General features: G+C 58.6%; 23 protein-coding genes. 13 read left to right on the forward strand and 10 right to left on the reverse strand.

Annotation, left to right across the window (positions count from 1 at the left end):
* Nucleotides 1-9: 9 nt before the first annotated feature.
* Nucleotides 10-1827: an alpha-amylase family glycosyl hydrolase gene (locus tag G536_RS29465; RefSeq protein WP_022825952.1), complete on the reverse strand. Its 1818-nt coding sequence runs from the start codon at nt 1825-1827 to the stop codon at nt 10-12.
* Nucleotides 1828-2238: 411 nt separating this feature from the next.
* Between G536_RS29465 and G536_RS29470 the strand changes: the two genes are divergently transcribed.
* The gene (locus G536_RS29470) at nt 2239-3549 is read left to right on the forward strand and encodes a zinc dependent phospholipase C family protein (protein WP_022825953.1); all 1311 of its coding nucleotides are present in this window, start codon (nt 2239-2241) and stop codon (nt 3547-3549) included.
* Between the two features lie 39 nt (nt 3550-3588).
* Here the strand turns inward: G536_RS29470 and G536_RS0122960 are convergent, their stop codons facing one another.
* Together G536_RS0122960 and G536_RS0122965 are read right to left on the reverse strand one after the other, a co-directional pair.
* On the reverse strand, nt 3589-4290 hold the full coding sequence (locus G536_RS0122960) for a DUF421 domain-containing protein (RefSeq protein ID WP_022825954.1): 702 nt from the start codon (nt 4288-4290) through the stop codon (nt 3589-3591).
* Nucleotides 4291-4489: 199 nt separating this feature from the next.
* Complete coding sequence (locus G536_RS0122965; RefSeq protein ID WP_022825955.1) at nt 4490-5179, reverse strand: DUF421 domain-containing protein; 690 nt, start codon at nt 5177-5179, stop codon at nt 4490-4492.
* A gap of 226 nt (nt 5180-5405) precedes the next feature.
* Here G536_RS0122965 and G536_RS0122970 point away from each other — a divergent pair, with 226 nt between their 5' ends.
* The gene (locus tag G536_RS0122970; protein ID WP_157530881.1) at nt 5406-5810 is read left to right on the forward strand and encodes a DUF6960 family protein; all 405 of its coding nucleotides are present in this window, start codon (nt 5406-5408) and stop codon (nt 5808-5810) included.
* An 84-nt stretch (nt 5811-5894) separates the two neighbouring features.
* Here the strand turns inward: G536_RS0122970 and G536_RS0122975 are convergent, their stop codons facing one another.
* Nucleotides 5895-7235: a YfcC family protein gene (locus G536_RS0122975; RefSeq protein WP_022825957.1), complete on the reverse strand. Its 1341-nt coding sequence runs from the start codon at nt 7233-7235 to the stop codon at nt 5895-5897.
* 142 nt (nt 7236-7377) lie between these two features.
* Here G536_RS0122975 and G536_RS0122980 point away from each other — a divergent pair, with 142 nt between their 5' ends.
* From G536_RS0122980 to G536_RS0122990, 3 genes are all read left to right on the forward strand, one after another.
* Nucleotides 7378-7620, forward strand: coding sequence for a hypothetical protein (locus tag G536_RS0122980; protein ID WP_022825958.1), 243 nt, complete (start codon nt 7378-7380; stop codon nt 7618-7620).
* Between the two features lie 78 nt (nt 7621-7698).
* A complete protein-coding gene (locus tag G536_RS0122985; protein WP_022825959.1) occupies nt 7699-9240 on the forward strand; it encodes a glycosyltransferase family 39 protein in 1542 nt (513 codons plus the stop codon).
* A 229-nt stretch (nt 9241-9469) separates the two neighbouring features.
* A complete protein-coding gene (locus G536_RS0122990; protein ID WP_022825960.1) occupies nt 9470-9901 on the forward strand; it encodes an EamA family transporter in 432 nt (143 codons plus the stop codon).
* Between the two features lie 68 nt (nt 9902-9969).
* Here G536_RS0122990 and G536_RS0122995 read toward each other — a convergent pair whose 3' ends face one another.
* Nucleotides 9970-10419, reverse strand: a complete 450-nt coding sequence (locus G536_RS0122995; RefSeq protein WP_033370736.1) for a GNAT family N-acetyltransferase — start codon at nt 10417-10419, stop codon at nt 9970-9972.
* 139 nt (nt 10420-10558) lie between these two features.
* A complete protein-coding gene (locus G536_RS29475; RefSeq protein ID WP_022825962.1) occupies nt 10559-11470 on the reverse strand; it encodes a fatty acid desaturase in 912 nt (303 codons plus the stop codon).
* 203 nt (nt 11471-11673) lie between these two features.
* On the opposite strand from G536_RS29475, the gene G536_RS0123005 reads away from it, so the two are divergent.
* From G536_RS0123005 to G536_RS0123015, 3 genes are all read left to right on the forward strand, one after another.
* On the forward strand, nt 11674-12654 hold the full coding sequence (locus G536_RS0123005) for an aldo/keto reductase (protein WP_022825963.1): 981 nt from the start codon (nt 11674-11676) through the stop codon (nt 12652-12654).
* Nucleotides 12655-12724: 70 nt separating this feature from the next.
* Complete coding sequence (locus tag G536_RS0123010) at nt 12725-13264, forward strand: DUF4136 domain-containing protein (RefSeq protein WP_026880512.1); 540 nt, start codon at nt 12725-12727, stop codon at nt 13262-13264.
* Between the two features lie 108 nt (nt 13265-13372).
* The gene (locus G536_RS0123015; RefSeq protein WP_022825965.1) at nt 13373-13675 is read left to right on the forward strand and encodes a hypothetical protein; all 303 of its coding nucleotides are present in this window, start codon (nt 13373-13375) and stop codon (nt 13673-13675) included.
* 71 nt (nt 13676-13746) lie between these two features.
* Here the strand turns inward: G536_RS0123015 and G536_RS0123020 are convergent, their stop codons facing one another.
* The 4 genes from G536_RS0123020 to G536_RS29480 form a co-directional block, all read right to left on the reverse strand.
* On the reverse strand, nt 13747-14946 hold the full coding sequence (locus G536_RS0123020) for a Gfo/Idh/MocA family protein (RefSeq protein WP_022825966.1): 1200 nt from the start codon (nt 14944-14946) through the stop codon (nt 13747-13749).
* Between the two features lie 450 nt (nt 14947-15396).
* The gene (locus G536_RS0123025; RefSeq protein ID WP_022825967.1) at nt 15397-15759 is read right to left on the reverse strand and encodes a CZB domain-containing protein; all 363 of its coding nucleotides are present in this window, start codon (nt 15757-15759) and stop codon (nt 15397-15399) included.
* Nucleotides 15760-15793: 34 nt separating this feature from the next.
* Nucleotides 15794-17101, reverse strand: a complete 1308-nt coding sequence (locus G536_RS0123030) for a PAS domain-containing protein (RefSeq protein ID WP_022825968.1) — start codon at nt 17099-17101, stop codon at nt 15794-15796.
* A gap of 161 nt (nt 17102-17262) precedes the next feature.
* Complete coding sequence (locus tag G536_RS29480) at nt 17263-18081, reverse strand: aldo/keto reductase (RefSeq protein ID WP_022825969.1); 819 nt, start codon at nt 18079-18081, stop codon at nt 17263-17265.
* A gap of 298 nt (nt 18082-18379) precedes the next feature.
* Here G536_RS29480 and G536_RS0123045 point away from each other — a divergent pair, with 298 nt between their 5' ends.
* The 5 genes from G536_RS0123045 to G536_RS0123065 all read left to right on the forward strand — a co-directional run bounded on the left by G536_RS0123045 (nt 18380) and on the right by G536_RS0123065 (nt 24165).
* Entirely contained in the window at nt 18380-18760 is a 381-nt protein-coding gene (locus tag G536_RS0123045; protein ID WP_022825971.1) for a hypothetical protein, read from the forward strand.
* A 112-nt stretch (nt 18761-18872) separates the two neighbouring features.
* A complete protein-coding gene (locus tag G536_RS0123050) occupies nt 18873-21065 on the forward strand; it encodes a TonB-dependent receptor (RefSeq protein WP_022825972.1) in 2193 nt (730 codons plus the stop codon).
* Between the two features lie 181 nt (nt 21066-21246).
* Entirely contained in the window at nt 21247-21960 is a 714-nt protein-coding gene (locus G536_RS29490) for a hypothetical protein (RefSeq protein ID WP_022825973.1), read from the forward strand.
* Between the two features lie 157 nt (nt 21961-22117).
* On the forward strand, nt 22118-23239 hold the full coding sequence (locus tag G536_RS0123060; RefSeq protein ID WP_169515148.1) for a sensor histidine kinase: 1122 nt from the start codon (nt 22118-22120) through the stop codon (nt 23237-23239).
* A 134-nt stretch (nt 23240-23373) separates the two neighbouring features.
* Complete coding sequence (locus G536_RS0123065) at nt 23374-24165, forward strand: LytR/AlgR family response regulator transcription factor (protein ID WP_022825975.1); 792 nt, start codon at nt 23374-23376, stop codon at nt 24163-24165.
* The last annotated feature ends 58 nt before the right edge of the window (nt 24166-24223 follow it).

Raw genomic sequence — 24223 nt, forward strand, 5'->3', positions numbered from 1 at the left:
TATACCGGTTTATCCCGGCTCCTGCGATATAATCAGTACCGAGTAGGGGGCCAGCCCGAACGAAGCGTGGAAGGCCTGGTCGTCGTAGATGCCTTCCTCGGCGTGAGTGTCGAGGCTGTCGAAGTTGCCAAACTCTTGGTCGTAGCCTTCCCAATCGGAATTGAAGCGCACGCGCCAGTTGCCGCCGCGGGGCAAGCCAATGGTGTAGGCATCGTGGGCACGGTTGGCGAAGTTGGCTACTACCACGGTGGTGTCGCCGGGGCCCGACTGGTCGCGGCGGATGAAGGCCAGCACCTTAGCGTCGTTGTTGAGGTGGTGCACTTCGGTATGCTGGCCGCTGAGGCCGCGGGTATGGCCGTCGAAATTGCGGCGCAACGCAATCAGGTCGTGGTACATGCGCACGAGGCCAGGGCGCTGCTCAGTGTGCTCCCATTCCAGGGGCTGGTCGTCGGAGAAGTGGCCAGCGGCTAGCATTTCCTGGCCCTGAAACATCATGGGCACACCCGGCGAAGTGAATACCAGCGCGGCACCTAGGGTGGAGCGTTTCTTGGAAAACCAATGGTCGGCCTGGCCAGGCATAATTTCCTCGGCCACTCGCTGCTTGCCGTTGGCTACCTCGTCGTGGCTCTCGGTGTAAATAACCCGCTGGAAAGCGTCGCCGTTGTACTTGCTAGTAATGGTTTCGGCCACTTTCTGCAAGTCCCGGTCGTCGTCGGAAGGGGTGGTGAGGGCGTCGCGCACAATATTGACGAAGGCTGCGTCCCACTGCGTAGAGAAGCCCTGGCCGCCTTCTTCGGGACGGCGCGTGATGTACTCGTTGCCTTGCAAATCCTCGGCAATCATGATTTTCCAAGGCATGTGCTGGTGCACTTCCTCGTTGATCCACTTCATCAAACTCCAGCCTTCAGGCAGGTCGCGGGAGGGGTCGGAGGAACCATCCACGTTGCGGATGTGCGAAATGGAGTCGCAACGCAGGCCGTCCACGCGGTACTCTTCCAGCCACATTAAGGCATTGTCGCGGATGTAAGCCCGCACGGCGTCGCGGCCGTAGTCGGGGCGGTTGTGGCCCCAGGGGGTTTCGGCGCGCCAGTCGTTGTAGAAGTAGATGCCGCCGCCGTCATTTTCCTGCCAGCCATCAAACTGCCAGAGGTCCAAGTCGCCGGGGCCGAAGTGGTTGTACACCACATCCAGAATTACGGCAATGCCGTGGCGGTGAGCTTCCTTCACCAGCTGCTTGAACGCCTGTGGGCCACCGTACTCGGTTTCCAAGGCAAAGGGGTGGGAGGGATTGTAACCCCAGCTGCGGCCGCCCGGAAACTCAGTGGGCGGCATAATCTCAATGGCATTTATGCCTAGCTCACGCAGGTAGCCGAGCTTTTCAATCACATCCAGAAAGGTGCCGGGCCGGGTGGGGTCGGGCGCGTTGAAGGTGCCTACGTGCAGCTCGTAAATCACTAGCTGGTTCCAAGCGGGCATTTCAAACTGGTCATCTTCCCAGTCGAAGCTGTGGTCGGGCACGATAGAGTTGCCGGCCGAGTGCGTTACTTGGCGGGCGTAAGGGTCGTTGCGGGTCAACTCGCCGGTAGGCGTGGTCAGCTGAAACTTATATTCGGTGCCTGATTCGATGTCGGCAAAGTCGGCGGCCCAGTAGCCATCGGCTTCGTGGGTGAGGGGATGCGTGCTGGCATCCCAGTCGTTGAAGGGGCCTACCACCGAAACGGCTGTGGCCGCGGGTGCCCAAACGCGAAAAGTGGTACCGTGGGGGTGTGGTAAAGCACCCATGCCAACTTGCAGCACGGGGGTAGAGGGAGGAGCGGTTTCGAGCATGGAAGTAGAAAGGAAGTCAACCAGAAATCTGGGGTTGAGTCTTTTACTGTGAAGGTGCGGTTAAGGTTGGGGTTGGCGCTTAGTGGTTGGTTTCTGGCTTTCCTGGCGCCCCCTGCCTCTTTCCTAGAGGGCAGGTGGCGCCAGACTAAGCAGCGCAGCCGCTCCGGCTCACGCCTAAGCAACTGCTAGCTAGCGGACATATGAGCTGCTTTTCAAATAACTATACTAGCTCATAACCAAGTAGTCGTCACGTCGGCAACAGCTGGAATGTCGGCGCTGCCTCGTTAGATTCCTGGTCTCCCACAGGAGAGGGGCCGAGAGGTGAGGCCCCGGTAGAACGACGTTGCTAAGGGTATTTCCGGCAACGCGCGGTTCAGCTTCGCCGTTGGGAGAGAGAGTTTTCGCTGTCTTATGCCTCTCCTGTTTCGCCTTTTGCTGGTGTTGCTGCTGGCCTTGCCCGCCGCGCCGGCTGCTGCCTACTCGGTGCTTACTCACCAGGCCGTTATTGATTCCACCTGGGAGCGGTGCCTGGTGCCCCTGCTGCGCCAGCGCTACCCCACCACCGACTCGGTGCAGCTTATCGAGGCCAAGAGCTACGCTTACGGCGGCGCCATTTTGCAGGATATGGGCTATTACCCGCTGGGCGCCGAGTTCTTTACCAACCTCACGCACTACGTCCGTAGTGGCGATTTTGTGCGCAACCTGCTACGCCAGGCCCGCACCCCCACCGAGTATGCCTTTGCCCTAGGCGCCCTCTCGCACTATGCCGCCGACAACGTGGGCCACCCCGAGGGTACCAACCGCATTATGCCCACCGTGTACCCCAATTTGCGCGCTGAATACGGCCCTGTTGTTACCTACGAAAATGCACCCATCCGGCATACCGAGCTGGAGTTTTCGTTTGATGTGGTGCAGGTAGCAGCTGGGCGCTACCGCACTCAGGACTACCACAAGGCTGTGGGGTTTCAAGTGAGTAAGCCAGTGCTGGAACGGGCGTTTCGGCAGACGTATGGGCTGGAACTCGGGCAGGTATTTCTGAACGTGGATGTGAGTGTGGCCTCGTTTCGGTTTGCCGTCAACCAGCTGCTGCCGGCCGCGGCGCGGGCCGCCTGGCACAGTCAGCACAAGGAAATCCGGCGGGTGAGCCCCCGTACCCGTCGCCGCGAGTACCTCTACAAAACCAACCGCCGCCGCTTCGAGCAAGAGTATGGCACCAGCTACGAGAAGCCCGGTTTTGGGGCGCGGCTGGCGGCGCGGGTTATCAACCTGCTGCCCAAAATCGGCCCGCTGAAAACCTACGCCTTCGAGTTGCCCAGCGCCGACGGGGAAAAGCAATTTCGGCGCAGCTATCGGGCCGTGCTGGGGCAGTTTTGCGCCCTCGCCGCCCAGCTTCCGCCCGACACCACTGCCCTGAACCCGCACCTGCTGAACACCAACCTCGACACCGGCCAGCCCACCCGCGCCACCGCCTACCAGCTCGCCGACGAGTCGTACGGGGAACTGCTCCGGGAGCTGCACAAGCGCAAATTCGAGCACATCACGCCCTCCCTCCGCGAAGAGCTGCTAACGTACTTTGCCAACGGTATTCCTACCCCCGCCCAGCAAACCGACCGCAAAGCCCCCGACGACGACGATAAGGAGGCAGATGACCAGCGCGAAGAAGCTCAGGAACGCCAAAAAACTGCCGAGGCCCTGGAAGCCTTGCGCCAGTTGCTGCCGTAAGCAAACGGTGTCATTCCTAAGTTCTGGGGGCGAGCTATTTTACTGGGTTGCGGTCTGCGTGATGACAGCGGGGCTCCACTTCCGGTTTTGGCAGCGCGGGCAGGTTGTAGCCGGTAGCTGGTCGGCGTGAGTGAGATGGCCGCATTTGGTGCAGGCAAATGTACCGGGTACGTGGGGCTGCTGCCGGATGTAGTCTTGGTCCCAGTCGGGGGCCAGGGTGAGGCCGGGCTGGGGCGGGTTCTGCTCCACGAGGGTGAACGAGCCGTTGGCTTCCATGTATAGCCGCTTCACCTGCCCCAAGTTGGTGATTCCCTGGCTGCGCAGCTTGGCAAACACCCGCTCCGGCGACAACACCGCCTCCGCCATGTCGTTGAATTGCAGGCAGCCGTCGGCCACCATAATGCCAATATCTCCTTGGGAAAGTTGCTCGAAGCGGCTGTTGCGCATAGTGGCCCGTGCTATCAGGCGCTGCCCTACTACTAGAATACTGGCCACTACCAGCGGCGGCAGTAGCCCTCGGTCAGGGGCCAGTACGGCCACGCCGCCCGCCGCTGCCAACGATACCATTGCTGCCATTTCGTTGCGGCTCAGCTGCTGTCCCATACGCTTGCCCATCAGGCGCATTGAGCCCACCAGCAGCGCGTATATGAAGGAAACCCGAATGACACCTTCCGCTAAAAAGCTCCAGGGTACATCCCCCAGAAGCATTCGCATACCATCAAACAGCTTGAAATCAGACATAGAATAGAGAGGAAGAATGAGAAGATAAAAGGATAAGAACGGCGCTTGGTTGTGCATCTGTGTTCAGGGCGAGACGCCTTGACAAGCTCGGAAGGACACCCGCTTTTGCCTACTGGCTTGCCCAAGAGTGGCGGTTGCACAATGAGGGTACTTGCGCATAAGGTGCGGGGTAGAACGTGAAACTCACCAGCTCACTATTTCACTGCACTGCGGTAGTCCATTCATCGTGGCTGCAGTTGGGGCACTGCTTGCCATTGTGGGCGTGAGGCTGGGCTAGGTGGCCGCAATAGAGGCATACTTTCTGCTCGTCGGACGTAGCAAGAATTTCCAGAATCCGTTGGTCTTTGGCTGGAAATACGCTCAGGCCCGGCGGGGGCGTTTCGTTTTTGAAAACGCTGAAGTTGCCGTCGCCTTCCAAGTACAGGCGCTGCACTTCGCCCAACTGCCTGATTTTCTGGTCGCGCAGCTGGGCGTACAGCTCGTTGTGCGAAACTGATTCAGCACGCAACTGCTCGACTTGAATCACGCCGTCTTTGACGAGCAGCGTCAGGTCGCCTTGGAGGGTGACCTCCACGCGACGGCTTTTCAGGGCCAGCCAGTTGAGGCCACGCTGAAATAACAGCACGCACAGCAGCAACAGTGCCACCGGCAGCAACCCCCGGTTCGGAATCTGCATGCCCACCGACACGATGCCGCCCAGCATAATCATCACGCCCAGCTCGGTGATGGTGAGCTGCGCGCTCATGCGCTTGCCCAGCAGCCGCATGATGCCCAGAAAAAACAAGTAAATCAGCAGGGTACGGACCACCACTTCCCACGCAAATACGCCCGGCGTGTCGCCGAACAGCAGGCGCTGCCAGTCGCCTAAGTGAATATCTTCCTTCGTCATCGTGCTCTACTCCCCATTTGGTTATAAGGCTAAACGCTAGCCTATGCAGGCACGTTGCCAGGGTTAAGACGGAAAGCCTTCCGTATAAACCCTGATTTCAGCCCAATGACAAGCCACCTCGCAAATGCAGGAATAAGGGGAGCAGATGGGAGTTTTTACCTTTGAAACGGTGTTTACCAATTCCTACGCTTACTTCGTCACTCCCTCACTCCGTTACTTTTTTCCTGTGCCCCGCCCGAAACCAGTTACCTACGGCCTGTATTCCTGGACGCCCGACTATGGCTTCCGCTACATTCATCCCGCCAACCGCCGCTCGTTTGAGTGGCTGGAACCGGTGGGTAAGCTGTTCGAGAAAATCGACGAAAACGACGACTGGATTTTGCTGCGCTACGACGAGCAGCAGTTCAAAGTCAGCGGCGAACTGTTCAAAGAGCTATACGACAAGCCCACCTTCAGCTTCGGCGACTTGGTGGAAGAAGTAAGCCCGGCCCCTGGCCAACCCGCCCACCAGGGCCTGGTTTCCGACGTGTATTGGGACGAACCCAGCGCCACCGCCCGCTACCAGATAGTGGAGCGCAAGCGTAAGCTCCCCCGCATCTTTGAAGGGAACGAGCTACGGATGAGCAATTAAGTAGTGGAGTAACTGAGTGGTTTTCTGCCTCATTAAATTAATTTGGAAGGATTGCTCAGCTACTCCGCTGCTCAATTACTCGCCTTAAAGGCCCACCAAAATGCCGGTGATGATGGCGGTGATGCCGAGCAGAACCAAGCCCAGGTATAAAGGCAGCACGAATTTCCACCACGCATCGAACCGGACGCCACACACTGCCACGATGGCCATGAGGGCGCCGTTGGTGGGCGTGATTAGCTCGCAGAGGCCCGCGCCGTACTGGTAGGCTAGCACCGTTACCTGCCGCGAGAGGCCGATGAGGTCGGAGAGGGGTACCAGTAGCGGCATAGTTAGTACGGCCTGGCCGCTCACGCTGGGCACCGGCAGGTGCAGAGCCGTATGCAGCCCCAGCATACCCAGCGCCGAGAGCGTAACCGGTAGCCCGGCCAGCGGCGCCGACAAGCTGTTGACCACGGTATCGACAATCTGGCCCTGCTCCAGCACCACGAAGATGGCGCGGGCAAACCCGATGAGAAGAGCCGAAAAGGTCATGTCGCGGCAGCCGCTGATGAAGCTCTCGGCGGTACCCGTCAAACCTAGGCCCCCGATGAAGCCGGCTGCCAGGCCCAAACCTAGGAACAGTGCCCCCATTTGCTCGAAGTTCCAGCCCAGCTTGAGCACCCCGTAGCCAAACACCGAAAACGTAACCAGCAGCAAGGCCAGCACTAGGCTGCGCCGCGCGCCGTGGGCGGTTTCGGAGGTCGGCTCGTCGGTTTCCGGGGCTACGCGGTGGCGCGTGGCGTAGCGCAGGGTGCCAGCAATCCAGAAGGCCACGGCCAGCACCAGAAATACCAGCCGGAACCCACCACCCGACAGCAGCGGCAACTGCGCCAGTTGCTGCGCCACGCCCACCTGAAAGGGGTTGAGCGGACTAAATGCCGCGCCTACCGCCGCCGAACCCAGGCTTACGGCCGCTGCCGTAAGGGGTGGGTACCCAATGCGCCGCATCAGTACCAGCAGCACCGGAATCAGCGGAATGATTTCCTCTTGCATGTTTTCCAGCGCCCCCATAGTAGCAAACAGTACCGATACAATGGGAATCACCACGGCCTCGCGCCCCCGAAACCGCGCCAGCAGCCAGTCTACGCCGTGCCGCAGGGCGCCGGTATGGTCTACCACGGTAAAAGCGCCGCCCGCCACAAACACCAGAAAGATAACCGAAGCCGCATCCACCAGGCCCTTCGGAATATCCACTAGGGCTTGCAGCGGGCTAACCGGCGAGGCGGGCACGCGGTGGTAGGAGCCGGCCACTACTACGTCGCGCCCGGTGGCGGCGTCAGGGTGGCGTTCAAACACGCCCGCGGGCAGCACGTAGCTCAGCACACAGGCCAGCAGGATAAAGCCCAGCATCAAAACCAGCGGGTGCGGAAAGCGGAGTGTCTTCATTAAAAACAGTGAAATTGCGAACTTGTAAAATGGGGAGTTTGTCGTTCTGGCAGCGCAATATGCGCAGGTTGAACAGCAAACCTGCCTTTTCACTGCCATCCATGCGCTGCTGCACCAGCTCATACTACCACCAGTACACCGCATGAACTTGCTTGCCTTCAAGAAGCTCCCAATGGGCCAACAAGCCGACCTGCTGCGGAAGCAAGGGCATTTTTTGGTGGAGCGGCGCGAAGACAGTTTTCGGTTGCGCCTCTATGCGCTGGGTGATTTTTACGCCGAGGAATGGCGCGTCCACGACGAAGACCACATCCTCTTTATTCACCTGTTTCAGCACTCCGGCGGCTTGCGTGAATACCTGGCCACCATTCGGCTGCCCGAGGTGTAAGCGGCAGTTGCGCAAGGTACGGTTCGGGTAATAGTAGATCGGCAAACTGCTTTATGCGGAGTCGTCTATATTAAAGGCATGAAACCCTCTCGCCTTTTACCGCTGCTGCTGGCTACCCTCAAATTTGCTTGTAGTTACTTATTGGCTAGCCGGGCCTACGAGCTGCACCGCGACGAATACCTCTACCTCAACTATGGTCACCACCTTGCCTGGGGCTACTTGGAGGTACCGCCGCTCACGGCTGTGCAAAGCTGGTTGACACTGGCGCTGGGTGGGGGCTGGTTCTGGGTGAAGCTCTGGCCAATTTTGTGGGGTAGCATTACGGTGTACCTGGTGGCCCGGCTGGCGCAACGGGTGGGAGGCGGCTGGTTTGCAGTGGCGCTGGCGGGCATCGGCTACGTGGTATCGGCGTATGCGCGGCTCAACTTTCTGTTTCAACCTAACTCGTTTGAGGTGCTGGCTTTCACCGGGGCCGTGTACGCGCTGGTGCGCCACCTGCAAACCAGCGAGCCCCGCTACCTCTACGCCTTGGGTGTACTGCTGGGAGTAGGAGCCCTGAACAAGTACACTACGTTCTTTTTTGTGGGGGCGCTGCTGGCTTCGTTGCTCTTGACGCCCCAGCGTCGCCTGCTGCTTACCCGTCATTGGTGGGGCGCCGCCGTGCTGGCGTTGCTGCTGTGGCTGCCCAATATGCTGTGGCAGTTGGCGCACGGCGTGCCGTTTCTGCACCACATGGCCTTGCTGAAAGAGTCGCAGCTGGTGCACGTATCAGTTGCCGACTTCTGGAAAGACCAGTTGCTGATGTGCTTTCCGGCGGTGTGGATTTGGGTGCCGGGTTTGCTGGCGTTGCTGTTTTACCAACCGTTTCGGACGTACCGTGTGGTGGGGTTTATCTACCTGGCAGGGCTACTGATTCTGACCGTGTTGCACGGCAAAAGCTACTACGCGTTGGGCTACTACCCGGTGCTGCTCTCGTTTGGGGCCGTGTGGTTGGAGCCGCAGTTGGCGCGGTTCCGGTGGGGCGTGGTGGCGCGGCCGATACTGCTGGCGGTGCCCGTGCTCCTGATTCTGCCGGTGCTGCCGTTTCTGTTCACGCTCTATCCACCGGCGCACATGCAGCGCATTGGTCCGCAGTACCAAAGCCTGGGTATTCTGCGCTGGGAAGACGGCCAAAATCACCCTTTGCCCCAAGACTACGCCGACATGGTGGGTTGGCAGGAACTGGCCGACAAAACCTGGCAGGCCTACCAGCACCTGCCCAATTCCACCCGCCAGTTCACCCTTATCAAGTGCGACAATTACGGGCAGGCGGGCGCCATCAATTACTACAACCGCCACCGGCCGCTGCCCGCCGCGCACAGTTTCAATGGCAGCTACTTGTTTTGGTTTCCGCCGCGCCCTGCGCAGCCCTACCGCCACTTGCTGCTCGTTGGGGAAGGTAACCCCTCGGAGCTGGTGCCATACTTTCGCACTCTGCAAAAAGTAGGCGAAATCACCAACCCCTACGCCCGCGAACTGGGCACCACCATCTACCTCGGCACCGACCCCAGCGCGGCCCTACTGGACCGGGTGTACCAAGAGCACCAAGCCGCACTAGCGGAGTGGCAGGGCCCAAAGTAACCACCCGGAAAGTGCTGCGTCCCTTGGTAGTTGAACGATGTAGCTACCGTTTTCAGTTAACTGAAGTGCAGTGCATCCTGGTGGAAATAAGCGTGTTCTTGAAGCTAGAGTAGCAAATTCTAGGATGCGAGCCTGCCAACAACCTTGTAGGGGGTGACCCGTACGCCAAACACCCTGCCGTAAGGTTGGTTTGTTCTTGCAGTAGCCAAACAGCACTCAAATACGCTCTATGTGGATAGTTTTTTCCTTACTGGCCGCTTTGTCGGCGGCGATAGTCGTCACGTTATCGAAGGCGGGCATCAAAAATGTAGATTCCAGCCTAGCCTTTGCCGTGCAATCCATTCTGATTGTACTGGTAGCCTGGAGCGTGGTGGCGTGGCAAGGCAACTTGCCCAACGTAGCGGCCATTGATGGGCGCAGCTGGGCATTTCTGGTGGCCGCCGGCGTAATTACCTGCGTGTCGTCGCTGCTCTCGTTTCGGGCGCTGGCGCTGGGCAACGCTTCCCGCGTGTCGCCGCTCGATAAGGTGTCGTTGGTGTTTGCTATTGTGCTGGCCGCCGTGTTCCTGAAAGAGAAAATAAGCTGGCAGGTGATGCTCGGCGCGGGCCTGATGGTAATTGGCGCCGTAGTCATTGCCATGTCCAAGCCAGTGGGCGAATAACGCCGCCCCACCTCTTCGTACTGTTACACTAACGCAACAGGGCCCGGCAATTGCCGGGCCCTGTTGCGTTAGTGTCGAGTCATGTGGATGTGCGGGATGCCGTCTTCGAGGTAGCCTTCGTCGTGCTGCCGAAACCCGAAGCTTTCGTAAAACTCCTTGAGGTAGTGCTGCGCCCCAATTTGGATGGGCTGGGGGCCGAACAGGGTTTCTATGGCTTTAATCGACTGCTCCATGAGGGCCCGGCCCAGACCGTAGCGCCGGAATTTCGGGCTGGTAACCACCCGCCCGATGCTGGCCTCGGGGTAGCTGATGCCGGCCTCGAACAGGCGGGTGTAAGCCGCCAGCTCGCCGGCTTCGGTGTAGCCCAGCAGGTGCGTGGCGGCTTGGTCCTGCCCATCAAGGTCCTGAAACGCGCAACTCTGCTCCACCACAAATACTTCGGCGCGGAGCTGGAGCAGAGCGTACAGCTCGGTAAGCGTAAGGGCCTCGAAGGGCTTAGTAATCCAGGTGAGCGTCATGGGCAGGAGTGAGGTGAATACAGCTGCAAAGATGGTGGCCGCCAACTGAATTCTGTGAATAACAAAGGCTGGCGGGCGCAGAATGAATCTGAGCCCGCCAGCCTAGTTCTGGCAAAAACAACGTGGATCAAGAAACCACTTAATCCTGCCAAGGCCACCGCCAGCGATAAGCCCGCGCTTTGGCTTGGGGCTTTTGGGTGTTGGTTTGGCCGGCTACTTGCACATCCCACACCAGGCCTAACCGCCGCAAAACGGTAATGAGGTGCCAGCCCAAATCCAGCTCATACCACTCGGTGCCCATTTTGGCAGAGCTAGGGTGAGCGTGGTGATTGTTGTGAAACCCTTCGCCGAACGACAGCGCGCCCAGTACAAAATTGTTGTAGCCATGTTCCGCCGCTTCGTCGATGTCGTAGCGGGCGTAACCGTATTTATGCGAGATAAAGCCCACAAACCAATGCCCTAAAATGGTAACGCTGATGCGCAGGCAAACACACACAATCATGGCCTCGAAGCTGAAGAACGCCCAGATTAGGCCAGCTGCGCCCAAAACGTGCCAGTACCAGGTGTTTTGCAGAAAAACCAGCCAAGGGTCGTGCAGGTCTTCATCAGGAATGGCGTAGCGGCTTTCGTCGGCGGGTAGCAGGGTTAGGTGCAGGTTCCAGCCATAGTCCTGTAGCGCCGAATGATCGTAGCGGAAATAAGGCGGGCAGTCGGGGCGGTTCTGCCAATAGTCGCGGAAGTAGTGTACCCGAATCCAAGAGAGAGGACCGCCCAGGCCGGAGTGCACAAAGCAATACGCCAAGAATCCTCTAGTAAACCGAGAGCAGCGGTACGCCCGGTGAATGATACCACGGTGCAATCCAATGGAATGGCCCAGCCCAACCGAGAAAATCGTTAGGGCAATAGATGCTAGACTGCGCTCCAACGACAACGACGACCAGCCCCACCACAGCGCCGGAATAAGCATTAGATAGAGCCACCCTGATTTCAGTTGACCTAACACCAGCCGGTCACCTTCGGTCACACTGGAAGTAGGATTAAACAAAGGCATAAAGCAAATATATACGTGTGAAAAATTGTTGTGTTGAAGATAGTAAACCCAACATTAAAGCACACAAATAGCCCTAAAATTATGCCTGTCAGTGCCCTGAATTACGCTGACACAGCAACCTCAACCACAGCACTTATGGCTACTGCTGCGTATAACTTCTTTCCGACACCAAGCCGTTTATACTGGCTGCAACTACCAACCACATGGACTATATCCGCTTGGGGGCCACGGGCCTCAAAGTTTCCCGCATTTGCTTGGGCACCATGACCTACGGCACGCCCACTGAGCGCTGGCCTTGGGCTCTTGAGGAAGAGCAAAGCCGCCCATTCATCAAGCAAGCCCTAGAGCTAGGTATCAATTTCTTTGACACTGCCGACGTGTACTCCAACGGCGCCAGCGAGGAAGTGGTGGGCCGTGCCCTGCGCGACTTCGCCAAACGCGACGAAATCGTGCTGGCTACCAAAGTGTACAACCCCATGGGCCCCGGCCCCAACCAAAAAGGCCTTTCGCGCAAGCACATCATGAGTGCCATTGATGCCAGCCTGCGCCGTCTCGGCACCGACTACGTGGACCTCTACCAGATTCACCGCTGGGACTACGATACGCCGATTGAGGAAACCTTGGAAGCCCTCCACGACGTGGTGAAGGCTGGTAAGGCCCGCTACATCGGCGCTTCGTCGATGTTTGCCTGGCAGTTTGCGCAAGCCCTGTACCTGGCCGACAAGCACAACTGGACCCGCTTCGTGAGCATGCAGCCGCACTACAACCTGGTGTACCGCGAGGAGGAGCGCGAAATGCTGCCGCTGTGCCAAGACCAGAATATTGGTGTGATTCCTTGGTCGCCGCTGGCGCGGGGGCTGCTTACGGGCGGGCGCGGCAAAGAGCGCAACGAAACCGAGCGGGCCAAAACCGACGCTTTCGGCAAAAGCCTCTACGGCCGCGACGACGATTTTGCCGTAGCCGACCGGGTAACGGAAATAGCCCAGGAGCGGGGCCTGCCCAACGCGCAGATAGCCTTGGCCTGGATGCTCTCCAAATCGGTTATCACCAGCCCGATTGTGGGAGCCAGTAAGCCCGGCCATCTAGAGGATGCCGTGGCCGCTGTGGGAGTGAAATTGTCGGGTGAGGAAATCAAGCGCCTGGAGGAGCTGTATCAGCCGCATCCGGTGCTAGGGTTTTCGTAAGGCAAAGCGGCGCCGCTGACCTCTGGTTACACCCCGTTTGAACCTTGATGTACACCTTCTCTCTGATTCTATGAAAACGCTGCTTCTTGCTTCCTTACTAGCTTTTGTGGCCTGTTCGCCGGTGCGGGTGGAGTCCACTACCCAGATGCCGGGCGTAAACTTCCGGGCTTACAAAACCTATAATTTCATGGACGTGACGGCGCGCAACGAAGATATATTTCGGGGCAGTAGCGCCAACGTCGAACAACTCAAGCAAGCCGTGGCGCGGCAACTGGAGCAGCGTGGCTACCAACGCGCCGACAAGCCTGACTTGTGGGTGAACATTGGGGTAGTAACGCAGAATAAGGTGCAAACCCGGGAAACCAATATCTGGGACGCACCGCGCTACATTGGGCAGCGCAACTACCACTGGCAAAGCCAGGAAGTGCCGGTTGGCTCGTACCGGGAAGGCACCGCTACGGTGGACATAGTAGATGCTGCCCGCAACGAGCAAATCTGGCAGGGGATAGCCGCCAGTGCCCTTTCCAAAGACCCCGAAAAGCTGGCCGCCCGTATTGATGAAGGTATTGCCGATATGTTCAAGGCCTACCCGGTGCCACCTCGGCAATAGCGTGAAATGTAGCGCCACGGCCACCAAAATGGTGCCGCGTGCGTAATAGACAGCTGTTGCAAGTGCCTGCTGTTTCAGTAGGTGCATTCACCATCAGAACTTTCTACGATGAGCAAGCAAACAAGCACCACCAAGAAGAAAATCAGCAAGAAACCAAACACGGCCGCCATTGTAGGCGCCTCGTTGGCAGCCGTGGCCGCAGGAGCTGCCTACTATAGCTACAACAAAGGCACCTGGCCTTTCGCTGGCAAGAAAATTCCCGGCAAAAAAATCGGGGCCAATGCCCACGGTAAGAGTGCCGCCGACAACGTGGACGTAGCCCTCACCAATGAGGTAGCCGAATCGACGATGCATAATCCCAACAACAACGGCGAATTCACCGACGACGGTGCTACCGGCAACGCCGACTAAGTGTAGGCCTGTCAACAAAAAAGCCCCACCCTGTACAGGGTGGGGCTTTTTTGTTGGTGCGTTTAACGAAACTACCGGCTGCCTACTTTATCGAGTACCGCTACCACGTCTTTTGTGGATACCTTTTGGCCAGTAGCGGCGGCTCGGTAAATGGCCTCAATAATTTGCATGTCGCGCAGACCCATTTCGCCGGGTACGCGGGTAGGCTTGTTGTTGAGGATGCAGTCGGCGAAGTCGTCCATCTGGCGGGCCTGCTGGGGCACGTTTTCGATGTTCATGGGGCCCTGGCTAGTGCGACCCTGCAAGCCGCCGTAGCCGAAAGCCGGCTCCAATTCCATCCAGCCTTTAGCGGCATCAGCGCGAAGCAGGCCGCTCATGTTTTCGGCGTAGCTGGTGCGGCAGTCGGCCACTACTCCGTCGGCAAACTGCATCTGCCAGTTCACGCCCGCCTCTACCTCGTTGAACAAGCCGGTTGGGTCGGGGTTAGGCGCAAACTTGGCCGTGACGGATACCGGCAACTGGCCTTTGGTGTAGATAATGCCTTGCAGGCAATAAATGCCCATGTCCATGAGCGGTCCGCCGCCGGCCAGCTCCTTATCTTGCCGCCACGTTTTGCTGCCCGCCCGGAAGCCGTTGTCGGCCTTCATGCTTTTGATGGGGCCGTAGACTTGCTGCTGGCCCAAGCGCATCATTTCGCGGTTGTGCGGCTCGAAGTGCAGCCGGTAGCCGATGCTGAACTTCTTGCCCGCTTTCTGCATGGCCGTTATCATACGGCGGCAGTCGGCGGCAGAAGTGGCCATAGGTTTCTCGCAGATAACGTGCTTGCCGGCCTTGGCGGCGCGCTCCACATACTCGGCGTGCAAGCCCACCGGCAGCACAATGTAAATGATGTCGATGGCCGGGTTGTCGGCTATCCGGTCGAAGGTTTTGTAGTCGTAGATGTTTTGGTCGGGGATGCTGTATTGCTGCTTCCACTGCGCGGCTTTGCTGGGGGTGCCCGTCACGATGCCGGCTAGCTTGCACAGCTTGGTTTGCTGCAAAGCCGGGGCCAACTGCCCCTTGCTGTAGCCACCCAGCCCTACCAGCGCCACGCCCAACTGCCGGCCAGCTTGCAAGGCCTCCAAGCTGGCCGGCCCGTAGCTGGCCTCATCAAGCCACGACATGGAACTACCCAGCGCCGACGACCCCACCAGCGTAGCCCCTGCCCCCAACGACAAGGTGCGCATAAACTCTCGGCGGGAAACGGAAGACAAGTGGTTGAAAGGCTTCATAGCGTTGATGATTAAGTTAGGTAAGCAGTACCCTATTCCAGGGTTGATGGTTGCGTAACAAGCAGTGGTAGTTGGCGTTACTGTTGGGCTCTGCACATCTGCTAGGCGTGCCGCCGGCAACTTAGTTACAGTTTGTGAAAAGCCCATGCTATTGCGGTTCGGTTATTTCATCATCATCTAACCCTTATAAGAAGTATTTAGGGAGGCCCCCGCCGCAGGTAATAATACGCCTTGCCTGCTCCGCTGCTCGCCGCCGACTCACTTTGCTGCTCGTATGCTTTACGTTCCCAGTAGCTGAAAATGATAATAGAATTGTCGGATGCAACATCAGTTCAGAAATAGAAAGCGTGTCGTTGCTTGACAAACACCATTGCTCCTCTGAAACCTGTTCGGCACAAAAAAGCCCCAACCAATTTGGCTGGGGCTTTACTAGCGAAGTGCTTAACTAACTCAGACGGTTCGTATCAAGTTGCGCTCAAATTGCTGAAGCAACTCGGTCAATCTGTCAGAATACTTATTGATTTGCTCCATGCCAGCGCGAGCCTCTTCAATGCGGCCCCGTTGGTATTGGGCTACGAGGCTCTGCCCGGCGCTAAGCATCTGCTGAATCAGGTGCTCTATTTCGCGCAATTCGGGTTGAGTGCCATAGTAGGGCTTGATGGTGGTGTTTAGCCACTGACCCAGCGGATTAAGTTCAGGCGAAAAAAGGGTGGGGTCGGCCTCGCGCACCCCGTAAAGCACGGAGCGGAGCCGGGACTTGAAAAGTACTTGCTTGATACTGGCTTGCTGGAAGTCCAGAGCAGAAATATCCATAGAGGAGCGGCGGGGCACTAAAAGGATGCCAGAATTACTGGGAAGAGGCTTGGGAGGCATCATCATGCCGTTTTTCAACGGCTTTGCGTGCTTCCACCAAGTCGGTTACATCGTAGGCAAATACCGTAATGCCTGCTTTTTGGCCGTTTTCTGTGAACAGTTGATAGGTGAAATTAAAATAATGCCGTTGCGGGCCAGTGCCTCCGTGGTCTACTATGATGAGAATTTCCTTGCCGTAGAACGTTTCATCGGTGTTGTACACCTTGTCGAGCAAGTCTACAAAGCCTTGCTCAAGTACTTCTGGCAACGCATTCAGCACGTCTTTGCCCACCAATTGCCGGCCCCGGAACAAGTCCTGGTAGAGCGGATTTACAAACTCGAACGTATGCCCGGGGCCGCGCAAAATGCAGATGAGCGCCGGCGCTTGCTGAAATAAGTTGTAAAATGTTTCGCGCTGGCTGAGGGCTTGCCGCTGCGCCTGATACGCTAGCTCGGCCATTTCGGCTTGCTGCTCGTTGGCTACCAGCATTTCCTGCACTAGTTCCTTTTGCTCGTTGATGTCGGTGCCGCCGCCCACCCATTGGCTGATGCTGCCCGTTTCGGTGCGACGTGGAACACACCGGATCAGCACCCAGCGGTATTGCCCATCGGCACGGCGTAGCTGAAATTCCATCTGAAACTCCTCGCCGGCGGCAGCGGCGGCTTGCCAGCGCTGCACCGCGTTGGCGCGCTGATCGGGGGCAATGTCCTCGGCCCAACCCCAGCCCACCGATTCTTCTTTGGCACGACCCGTAAAGGCGAGCCAGCGTTGATTGAAGGCAGTAACCGCCCCGTCGGGCTGGCAGGTCCAGATAAGCACCGGCAGGGCTTCCAGCACGAAGCGGGCCTGCTGTTGACTATCCAATAACTGGCGCTGCATTTCCTCTTCCCGCAGTTCGGCCAAGTGCTGCTGAGTTACATCCTGAGGGCGCTGCAAAATATATTGCAGTTCACCGTCGGCATCAAGAATTGGGTAATGCGTGATTTGCCAGTACCGTTCCTCGGTGCCCCCGCCCAGTTCGGCAGGCCGGTCGAGGTCGTAGCGCGTTAAGGGCATAGTGTGGGGCTGTTTATGCTGGCGCACATGCTCGTGCGACTCAAACAGGGCCCGCTGGCTTTCTGGCGCCGACGGATACGCCTCGAAGATGTTGCGCCCTACCGCCTGCTCTCGTGGCAGCAGCGACACGGCCACATGCTGGTCGCTGTTGCTAACGATGGTGCCATCGGGTGCAAGCAACAAAAAGGAGTCAGGAAGGTGGTGGAAAAGAGCTTGAAAATCAATAGGGAGGGCAGGAGCAGACATAAACGGGTAAGAACCAAGAGGCGGAAGAGGAGCAAACAATATAGGGCGCAAATGCCCCTACTGCCCAGAAACGACAAATTCTGCAAACGGTTGGGTGGCTTCTGAAACTTGAAGTGTGGCGGCCGTTCTCACTAGCAGCAAAGCAAGATTAGCTGCGCCAACTAGATTTGACGCATGAAGGCCGCCATTTTTTCTAGCATAGCTGCATCTGGTAGCTCGCCTTCGCCGGCTTGCAAGTTGTCGGTGAGGTGGGCGGGGTTGCGGGTGCCGGGTATCACGCAGGTCACGGCTGGGTGCGCCACAATGAACTTCAAGAGGAACTCGGCCCAGGTGCTTATTCCTAGTTCGGTGGCCCATTCCGGCAGGGCGTTGCTACGTAGCTTCGCCAGCAAGCTGCCTTCGGTGAAAGGCCGGTTGATGAGCGTTGCTACGCCGTGGTCGGCCGCGGCGGGGAGGAGGCGTTGTTCGGCGTGACGGTCGAGGATGGAGTAGTTGAACTGCACGAAATCCACGGGTTCGGTGGCTAGAATCCGGGCCAGTTGGTCGTGCATGGCATCGGTGTAGTGCGTGAGGCCGATGTAGCGGATTTTGCCGGCGGCTTTCCACTCCCGCAGCGTAGCCAGGTGGGTTTGCCAGTCCACTAGGTTATGAATTTGCATCAGGTCGAGGCTGGGGCGGCGCAGCTTACGCAAGGAGTCCTCTATTTGCCGGATACCCGCCTCTCGCCCCTGAGTCCAGACTTTGGTGGCGTAGAAGAAGTCATCAGGGGCAACTGCCTCCGCAGTAAGGCCGACCACAGTTTCGGCTCGCCCATACATCGGTGATGAGTCGATGACGGTGCCACCCGCCGCGCGCAAGGTGGTAAGTGTGTCTACGAGGTGGCGCGGTGCGGCTTTGTCGGCTACGTCGAAGGTTTGCCAGGTACCTACTCCAATAACGGGTAGGGGCTCTTGGCTGGAGGGAATCAGGCGGGTGAGCATAGAGTTGAAGCGGATTGCCGAAGCGGAAAAAGAAGCCTTGACGTACGCTCACGAAGATTCTGGGTTTGTGTACCGGGGGTACGTTGAGGTGTATAAGCTGGTAGACGAGAAAATTAACAACAAAACGGAGGTGTATTCCCTGATGCGTGAAAGTGCTCTGCCACCTCAGAACTATATTGACAGGTTTTTTGCTACCGGGCTTAAAAGAACAAAATAGATAAGTCGAAACGGCTGGTTGTTAATTAATATGCGCTAGCAGTAGTCAATAATGATGTTGTACAAGCAACCCCAAGCCTAGATGGCGCAAGCCCATAAGCGGAAAGCTTTTCTAAGCGTATTCTTGGGGGCATTGGGTGCTGTTGACCTTGTGTGGGGAGACGCTTATTTTAATAAAATTTACGGGGCGGTGCTATATGCTGTAAAAGACGTGGAGGAGCAACAGGCTTTTGTATGGCATATGACCGAGCAAGAAGTACCGTCGCCAGAAGTGACTATGCTTGTCCGATACGTAACCCAACACGGGCTTCTGAACTTCGACAAGCTAAGTAGGCCACTTAGTGAAATAGCAAAGATTATTGAGGTGAGAAAGCGCGAAAAAGCTGTTCGTGACTTATTCGCAGTTGACGTGAAAATGCTGGATGATGGCGTAGAGACAGACAGCTACTTCATGCACGAGTAACGCCGTAGTTACCATCACTACGTTTCATCCCCCTAATCCGACGCTTCGGTAACAGCAAGTTTCAACGGCCGCGGTGGCCGCCCACTTTTGGGCATCACTTCACTGCACCGCCATGAAACGTCTGTTACTCGCCCTGTTCCTGCTGCTGGCCTCGGCCTCGGGTCTGCTGGCTCAATCCACTATCCTCAGCGGTACCGTCCGCGACGCGGCGGGCCAGGTTCTGCCCGGCGTGAACGTGTTTCTCAAAGGCACCTTCGACGGAACCAGCACCGATACGTTGGGCGTGTTCCGCTTTGATACGGGGCAAACAGGCGCGGCTACGCTGGTGCTCAGCCTATTGGGCTATCAAGCCCAGGAAGTACCCGTAACGCTGAGCGGCCAGCCCGTGAAGCTGCCGCTGAAAATGAAAGGCACGCCCCACGCCCTAGGCTCGGTAGTAGTAACGGCTGGGGCCTTCGAGGCCAGCGACGAGAAGCGCGGGGCCACCCTCAACACCCGCGACGTGCAAACTACGGCCGGCGCATTATCAGACGTGGCGGCGGCCCTCAACACGCTGCCCGGCACCACCAAAGTAGGGGAGGATGGCATGCTGTTCGTGCGGGGCGGGGCCGCCAACGAAACCAAAGTGTACATGGACGGGCTGCTGGTGCAAAACTTCTACGCTGGCTCGGTACCCGCTGTGCCTGCCCGGGGCCGGTTTGCGCCCACCCTGTTTCGCGGAACGGTGTTCAGCACCGGCGGCTACTCGGCCTTATACGGGCAGGCGCTGTCGGGCGTGCTGGCGCTGAATTCCACCGATTTGGCTGAGGAAACCCAGACGGGTATTTCGTTGTCGTCGGTGTTTGTGGGCGCCTCGCGCACCAAGCGTTGGGACCGTACTTCCTTGGCTGTATCGGCCGACTACACCAACCTGACGCCTTACACCGGCCTGCTGCCCCAGAACGTGCGTTGGGAGCAGGCGCCCCGCGGCGGTAGCGGCTCCCTGAAGCTCAGCCACCGCACTGGGCAGGCCGGCATGCTGAAAGTGTACGGCACCTGGAGCGCCCAGCGCTTCACCATCGGGCAGCCCAGCCCCGAGCCCGCCGGCCGGCAAACGGTGGCCTTACAGAACGGCAACCACTACCTCAACACCACCTTCCGTAGCCCATTGCGTGGCGGCTGGAGCATCCAAACCGGTGTGGCTCTCAGCCAGGATGACAAAGACCTGCACCCCGACACCCTGCGCTTGCGCACCCTGGAGCAAGCCCTGGTAGGCCGTGTGCTGCTCACCAACGACTCGGCCGGCACCCGTTGGAACCTGAAACTGGGCGTGGAAGGCGTAGGACAGCGCGTAACCCAAACGTACCAGCCCCTGCTCTCGGAAGCTACCCGCTACACAACCAGTTTCCTGGAAAAACGCACGGCGGGCTTCGTAGAAACTGATTTTCAGCTAACCGACCGGCTGGCGGGCCGGGCCGGGGGGCGGGTGGAATACTCGGCGCTGCTGGGCCGCGCCAACGCCGCGCCCCGCGTGGCGCTGGCCTACCAAACCACCGACAACAGCTCGGTATCCGGTGCCTACGGTCGGTTCTACCAGACCCCCGACAACAGCCTGCTGCTGGTGCAGCCTCACCTGCGCTTCGAGGAGGCTACCCACGCTGTACTCACCTACCAGTACAACCACGACGGCAAGCTGCTGCAACTCGAAGGCTACCACAAAACCTACGACCACCTTACCCGCTTCGATGGCCACGACCTCCGAAACCCCGCCACCTACGACAACGGCGGCTCCGGCTACGCCCGCGGCCTTGATATACTGTGGCGCGACCGGAAAACCATAAAGAACCTGGAGTATTGGGTGAGCTACGGCTTCCTGGATACCCGCCGCCAGTACCGCCAGGACCCCGTTTCGGCCGTGCCCACCTTTGCCGCTCGGCACAACGTATCGGTGGTGGGCAAGTACTGGGTGCCCAAGCTGAACACGCTCTTTGGGGCCACCTATTCCTACGGAAGCCCCCGCCGCTACCACGACCTCAACCGCGAAGGCTACAACCAAGGCGTGCTGCCCACTTATCAGGACCTGAGTTTAAACGCCAGCTACCTCACCCGTCTGTTCGGGCAGTTCACCATCGTGCACGTGTCGGCCTCCAACGTGCTGGCCCGCCCCAACATCTACGGCTACCGCTACGCCACCGCCCCCGATGCCGCCACCGGCCAGTTCAACCGCGTAGCCATCACGCCCACTGCTCCCCGCATGCTGTTCGTGGGCGTGTTCATCTCCATCAACAAGAAAAACCCCGGCAACGTGAACGAGCGGCCGGAATAGGCGCCAGAGCTGGTTGCCAGTCATTGGAGCTGTATTTCTGGCAACTGGCAACTGAATCCAACGCTTCATCCGGCTTATCCGACGCTTCGGTAACAGCAAATTTCCTGGTGGCTAGGTGTCGTGCACCTTTGAATCACTTGAACGCCATAAACCACTTCCACATCATACTTCCTTCCCCATTATGAAAAAGTCGCTCTGCACCCTCGCCCTCGTTGCCGCTTCCTTCGCCGCCGTTGCCCAGAAGCCTGCCGCCGTAGCTCCGGCCGCTGCCGCTATAGCTGCTCCTGCTACCAATGCTTACACTAGCATGATGGCTGCTACCATTCAGGAGCTGATGAGCACTGGGGAGCCCGCCCAGCTCAAGCAGGCCGATGCCAAATTCGAGCGGGCCGCCGCCGTAAACGGCAAAGACTGGCTGCCCCGCTACTACCAGGCCTACGCCCGCCTCATCACCTGTTTCCAGAGCAAAGAGGAAGGCGACGTGAAAGACAAGTATCTCGACCAGGCCGAAGCAGCCCTAGCCCAGGCCGGCAAGCTGGGTGGCGACGAATCGGAGCTGCTGGTATTGCAGGCCTACATCTACCAGGCCCGCCTAGGCGTGTCGCCGATGCTGCGCTCCATGAAATACTCGCGCATGGTAACCGAAACCCTGGAGCAAGCCAAGAAAGCCAATGCCGCCAACCCCCGCATCTACCTGGTGCAAGCCAACAACGTGTACTACACACCCGCCATGTTCGGGGGCGGCGCCGAGGCAGCTAAGCCGCTCTACGAAGAAGCCAAGAAGCGCTACGCCGCCTTCAAACCCGCTTCCGACATTGCTCCCAACTGGGGCGAGCGGCAGCTAACGGGCCGCCTGAAGCAGTACGCCGCCGCGCCGGCCCCGGCTGCTCAGTAAGCGGGAGGTAAGAACAAAAAAACACGTCAGGCCGAGCGCAGCATCCTGCCCGCGCAACGCAATTCAATCGATAGGAATGGCTATTACGGTAAAGCTGTTTCGCTGCGCTTGGCCTGACGTGCTGCTATCGGTCACCGTCGCATTTTCCCTTACTTTGATGCAAACTTTCCTGCCTGCTACCGTGGCCGTTCCCAAGCCTTCTCTGCCTGCAATGGCCCCCGTGTTTCGCGCGCCTAACTCGCTGCGTTCAGTGGGGCGGGCCCTGCGGATTATCTTGCTCATGTCCGTGGTCATCAGCCTGCTGGTAAACCCGCGGGCACTGCACAGCGGGCAGGCATTTGCCATCACCTACGCCTATACCGTGATGTACAGCACCGGCCTGTGGCTTACCAACGGCTACGTGGTGGAGTGGCTGAACCAGCACTATGCCTGGACGACACAGCCGCTGCGCCGGCTACTGCTCACGCTGGCCGTGTCGCTGGGCGGCTCGGTGCTGGTGATTGTGTTTATGAATGCCGTGTTGCTGCTGCTGCTGCGCAAGCCGATGGCACAGCTGTGGTCGGACAACGTGTACTGGCAGATTCTGGTGCCCCTCAGTATCACGGTCATCATCTCGCTGTTCAACCACAGCCGGGCCTTTTTCCTACAATGGCGCGAAGCCGCCGTGCGCGCCGAGCGGTTCGAAAAAGAAACTGCCGTGGCTCGCCTCGACTCGTTGCGCCGGCAAGTAGACCCGCACTTTCTATTCAACTCGCTGAACGCCCTCACCAGTTTGGTGGAAGAAAACGATCCTGCCCGCGCGGTGCGCTTTATCCGCCAGCTCAGCCAGGTGTACCGCTATGTACTCGACAGCCAGGCCCAGGAAGTGGTGTCGCTGGCCGAGGAAATGCGCTTCGTGGAGTCGTACGTGTTTTTGCAGCAAACCCGCCTTGGGGCCGGCGTGCAGGTGGAAATCAGCCTGCCTCCCGGCCTCGACCTAGATGCTTTGCAGCTGCCCCCGCTGGCCGTGCAGCTGCTCCTCGAAAACGCCCTCAAGCACAACGCCACCTCCCAGCGCGACCCGCTGCGTATTAGCATTACCCTAGATGCCGCCCACCAGCAGCTGATAGTGCGCAATGCACTACGCCCACGCCGCCTCGCCGAAGGCGAATCCACGGGCCTGGGCCTGGAAAACCTGCGCGCCCGCTACGCCTTCCTCGCCAAGCAGCCCGTGACAATCGAGAAAACCGATACCGAGTTCATCGTGACGCTGCCCGTGCTACAACTCGAGGAGGTGTAGCACGGGCAGCCCAAAATCAGTTTTAATTACCATAGAACATGTCATGCAGAGCGCAGCGAAGCATGACGTTCTTTTTATTTTATGATGGGTTTTAGCCAATTTTCAACAATCAAACCAGCTTCTACCTTCGCCTAATGGCTCTTTCTACTCCGCTCCGTGCGCTTATCGTCGAAGACGAACCGCTGGCCGCCAGCCGCCTGGCCGGGCTGCTCAAAAAGCAAAACCAGCCGATAGAGGTAGTTGGCACTGCCGAATCGGTGGCGGAGGCGGAAGCACTGTTGCGCGCCCTTCACCCCGCGCCCGACGTGCTGTTTCTGGATATTCACTTAGCCGACGGGCTGAGTTTCGAGCTGTTTGAGCGGCTGGAAATCCGCAGCCCCGTCGTTTTCACTACAGCCTACGACAAGTACGCTTTGCGCGCCTTCAAAGTGAACAGCGTAGACTACCTGCTCAAGCCCATCGACCCGGACGAGCTAACGGCGGCTCTCGCCAAGCTACACCGTCAGCGCGAAGCCGCCACGCCTCAGTTTGACGCCACGCTGCTAGCGCGGGTGCTACAACAGGCGCAGCCGGCCAAGGAGTATAAGTCGCGGTTTGTGGTGCGGGTGGGGGAGCACCTCAAGGCCATTCCGGTGGAGCAGATTGCCTACTTCGCCAGCCTGGAAAAAGTGACGCTGCTGCACACCCGCGAAGGCCGCAAATTTGTGGTGGACTACACGCTGGAGCAATTAGAGCAGATGCTCGACCCCACCGAATTCTTTCGCCTCAACCGCGCCTACCTCGCCCACGCCGAAGCCATCCACGACATCATCCACTACACCAACTCGCGCCTGCAAACCGTACTCAAACCCACCGCCCCCGACAACGATACTGTGCTAGTGAGCCGCGAGAAAGTAGCCGCCTTCAAAGCCTGGCTGGACCGATAACGCACCTATAGGAAAAATGCTTTTCGGGCTTCGCAACGAGCTTCATTGACCCTATATC

It is taken from the genome of Hymenobacter norwichensis DSM 15439 (genome assembly GCF_000420705.1).
Classification (GTDB): domain Bacteria; phylum Bacteroidota; class Bacteroidia; order Cytophagales; family Hymenobacteraceae; genus Hymenobacter; species Hymenobacter norwichensis.

Bases quoted from the DNA above. Each gene is read 5' to 3' on its own strand.
- G536_RS29465 (WP_022825952.1), bottom strand. From the start codon at position 1,827: ATGCTCGAAACCGCTCCTCCCTCTACCCCCGTGCTGCAAGTTGGCATG.
- G536_RS0123065 (WP_022825975.1), top strand. From the start codon at position 23,374: ATGGCTCTTTCTACTCCGCTCCGTGCGCTTATCGTCGAAGACGAACCG.
- G536_RS0122960 (WP_022825954.1), bottom strand. From the start codon at position 4,290: ATGTCTGATTTCAAGCTGTTTGATGGTATGCGAATGCTTCTGGGGGAT.
- G536_RS0122965 (WP_022825955.1), bottom strand. From the start codon at position 5,179: ATGACGAAGGAAGATATTCACTTAGGCGACTGGCAGCGCCTGCTGTTC.
- G536_RS0123045 (WP_022825971.1), top strand. From the start codon at position 18,380: ATGGCGCAAGCCCATAAGCGGAAAGCTTTTCTAAGCGTATTCTTGGGG.
- G536_RS0123025 (WP_022825967.1), bottom strand. From the start codon at position 15,759: ATGGATATTTCTGCTCTGGACTTCCAGCAAGCCAGTATCAAGCAAGTA.
- G536_RS29490 (WP_022825973.1), top strand. From the start codon at position 21,247: ATGAAAAAGTCGCTCTGCACCCTCGCCCTCGTTGCCGCTTCCTTCGCC.
- G536_RS0123050 (WP_022825972.1), top strand. From the start codon at position 18,873: ATGAAACGTCTGTTACTCGCCCTGTTCCTGCTGCTGGCCTCGGCCTCG.
- G536_RS29475 (WP_022825962.1), bottom strand. From the start codon at position 11,470: ATGCCTTTGTTTAATCCTACTTCCAGTGTGACCGAAGGTGACCGGCTG.
- G536_RS0122995 (WP_033370736.1), bottom strand. From the start codon at position 10,419: ATGACGCTCACCTGGATTACTAAGCCCTTCGAGGCCCTTACGCTTACC.
- G536_RS0123010 (WP_026880512.1), top strand. From the start codon at position 12,725: ATGAAAACGCTGCTTCTTGCTTCCTTACTAGCTTTTGTGGCCTGTTCG.
- G536_RS0122990 (WP_022825960.1), top strand. From the start codon at position 9,470: ATGTGGATAGTTTTTTCCTTACTGGCCGCTTTGTCGGCGGCGATAGTC.
- G536_RS0122985 (WP_022825959.1), top strand. From the start codon at position 7,699: ATGAAACCCTCTCGCCTTTTACCGCTGCTGCTGGCTACCCTCAAATTT.
- G536_RS29480 (WP_022825969.1), bottom strand. From the start codon at position 18,081: ATGCTCACCCGCCTGATTCCCTCCAGCCAAGAGCCCCTACCCGTTATT.
- G536_RS0122980 (WP_022825958.1), top strand. From the start codon at position 7,378: ATGAACTTGCTTGCCTTCAAGAAGCTCCCAATGGGCCAACAAGCCGAC.
- G536_RS0122975 (WP_022825957.1), bottom strand. From the start codon at position 7,235: ATGAAGACACTCCGCTTTCCGCACCCGCTGGTTTTGATGCTGGGCTTT.
- G536_RS0123005 (WP_022825963.1), top strand. From the start codon at position 11,674: ATGGACTATATCCGCTTGGGGGCCACGGGCCTCAAAGTTTCCCGCATT.
- G536_RS0123015 (WP_022825965.1), top strand. From the start codon at position 13,373: ATGAGCAAGCAAACAAGCACCACCAAGAAGAAAATCAGCAAGAAACCA.
- G536_RS0123030 (WP_022825968.1), bottom strand. From the start codon at position 17,101: ATGTCTGCTCCTGCCCTCCCTATTGATTTTCAAGCTCTTTTCCACCAC.
- G536_RS0123060 (WP_169515148.1), top strand. From the start codon at position 22,118: ATGCAAACTTTCCTGCCTGCTACCGTGGCCGTTCCCAAGCCTTCTCTG.
- G536_RS0123020 (WP_022825966.1), bottom strand. From the start codon at position 14,946: ATGAAGCCTTTCAACCACTTGTCTTCCGTTTCCCGCCGAGAGTTTATG.
- G536_RS29470 (WP_022825953.1), top strand. From the start codon at position 2,239: ATGCCTCTCCTGTTTCGCCTTTTGCTGGTGTTGCTGCTGGCCTTGCCC.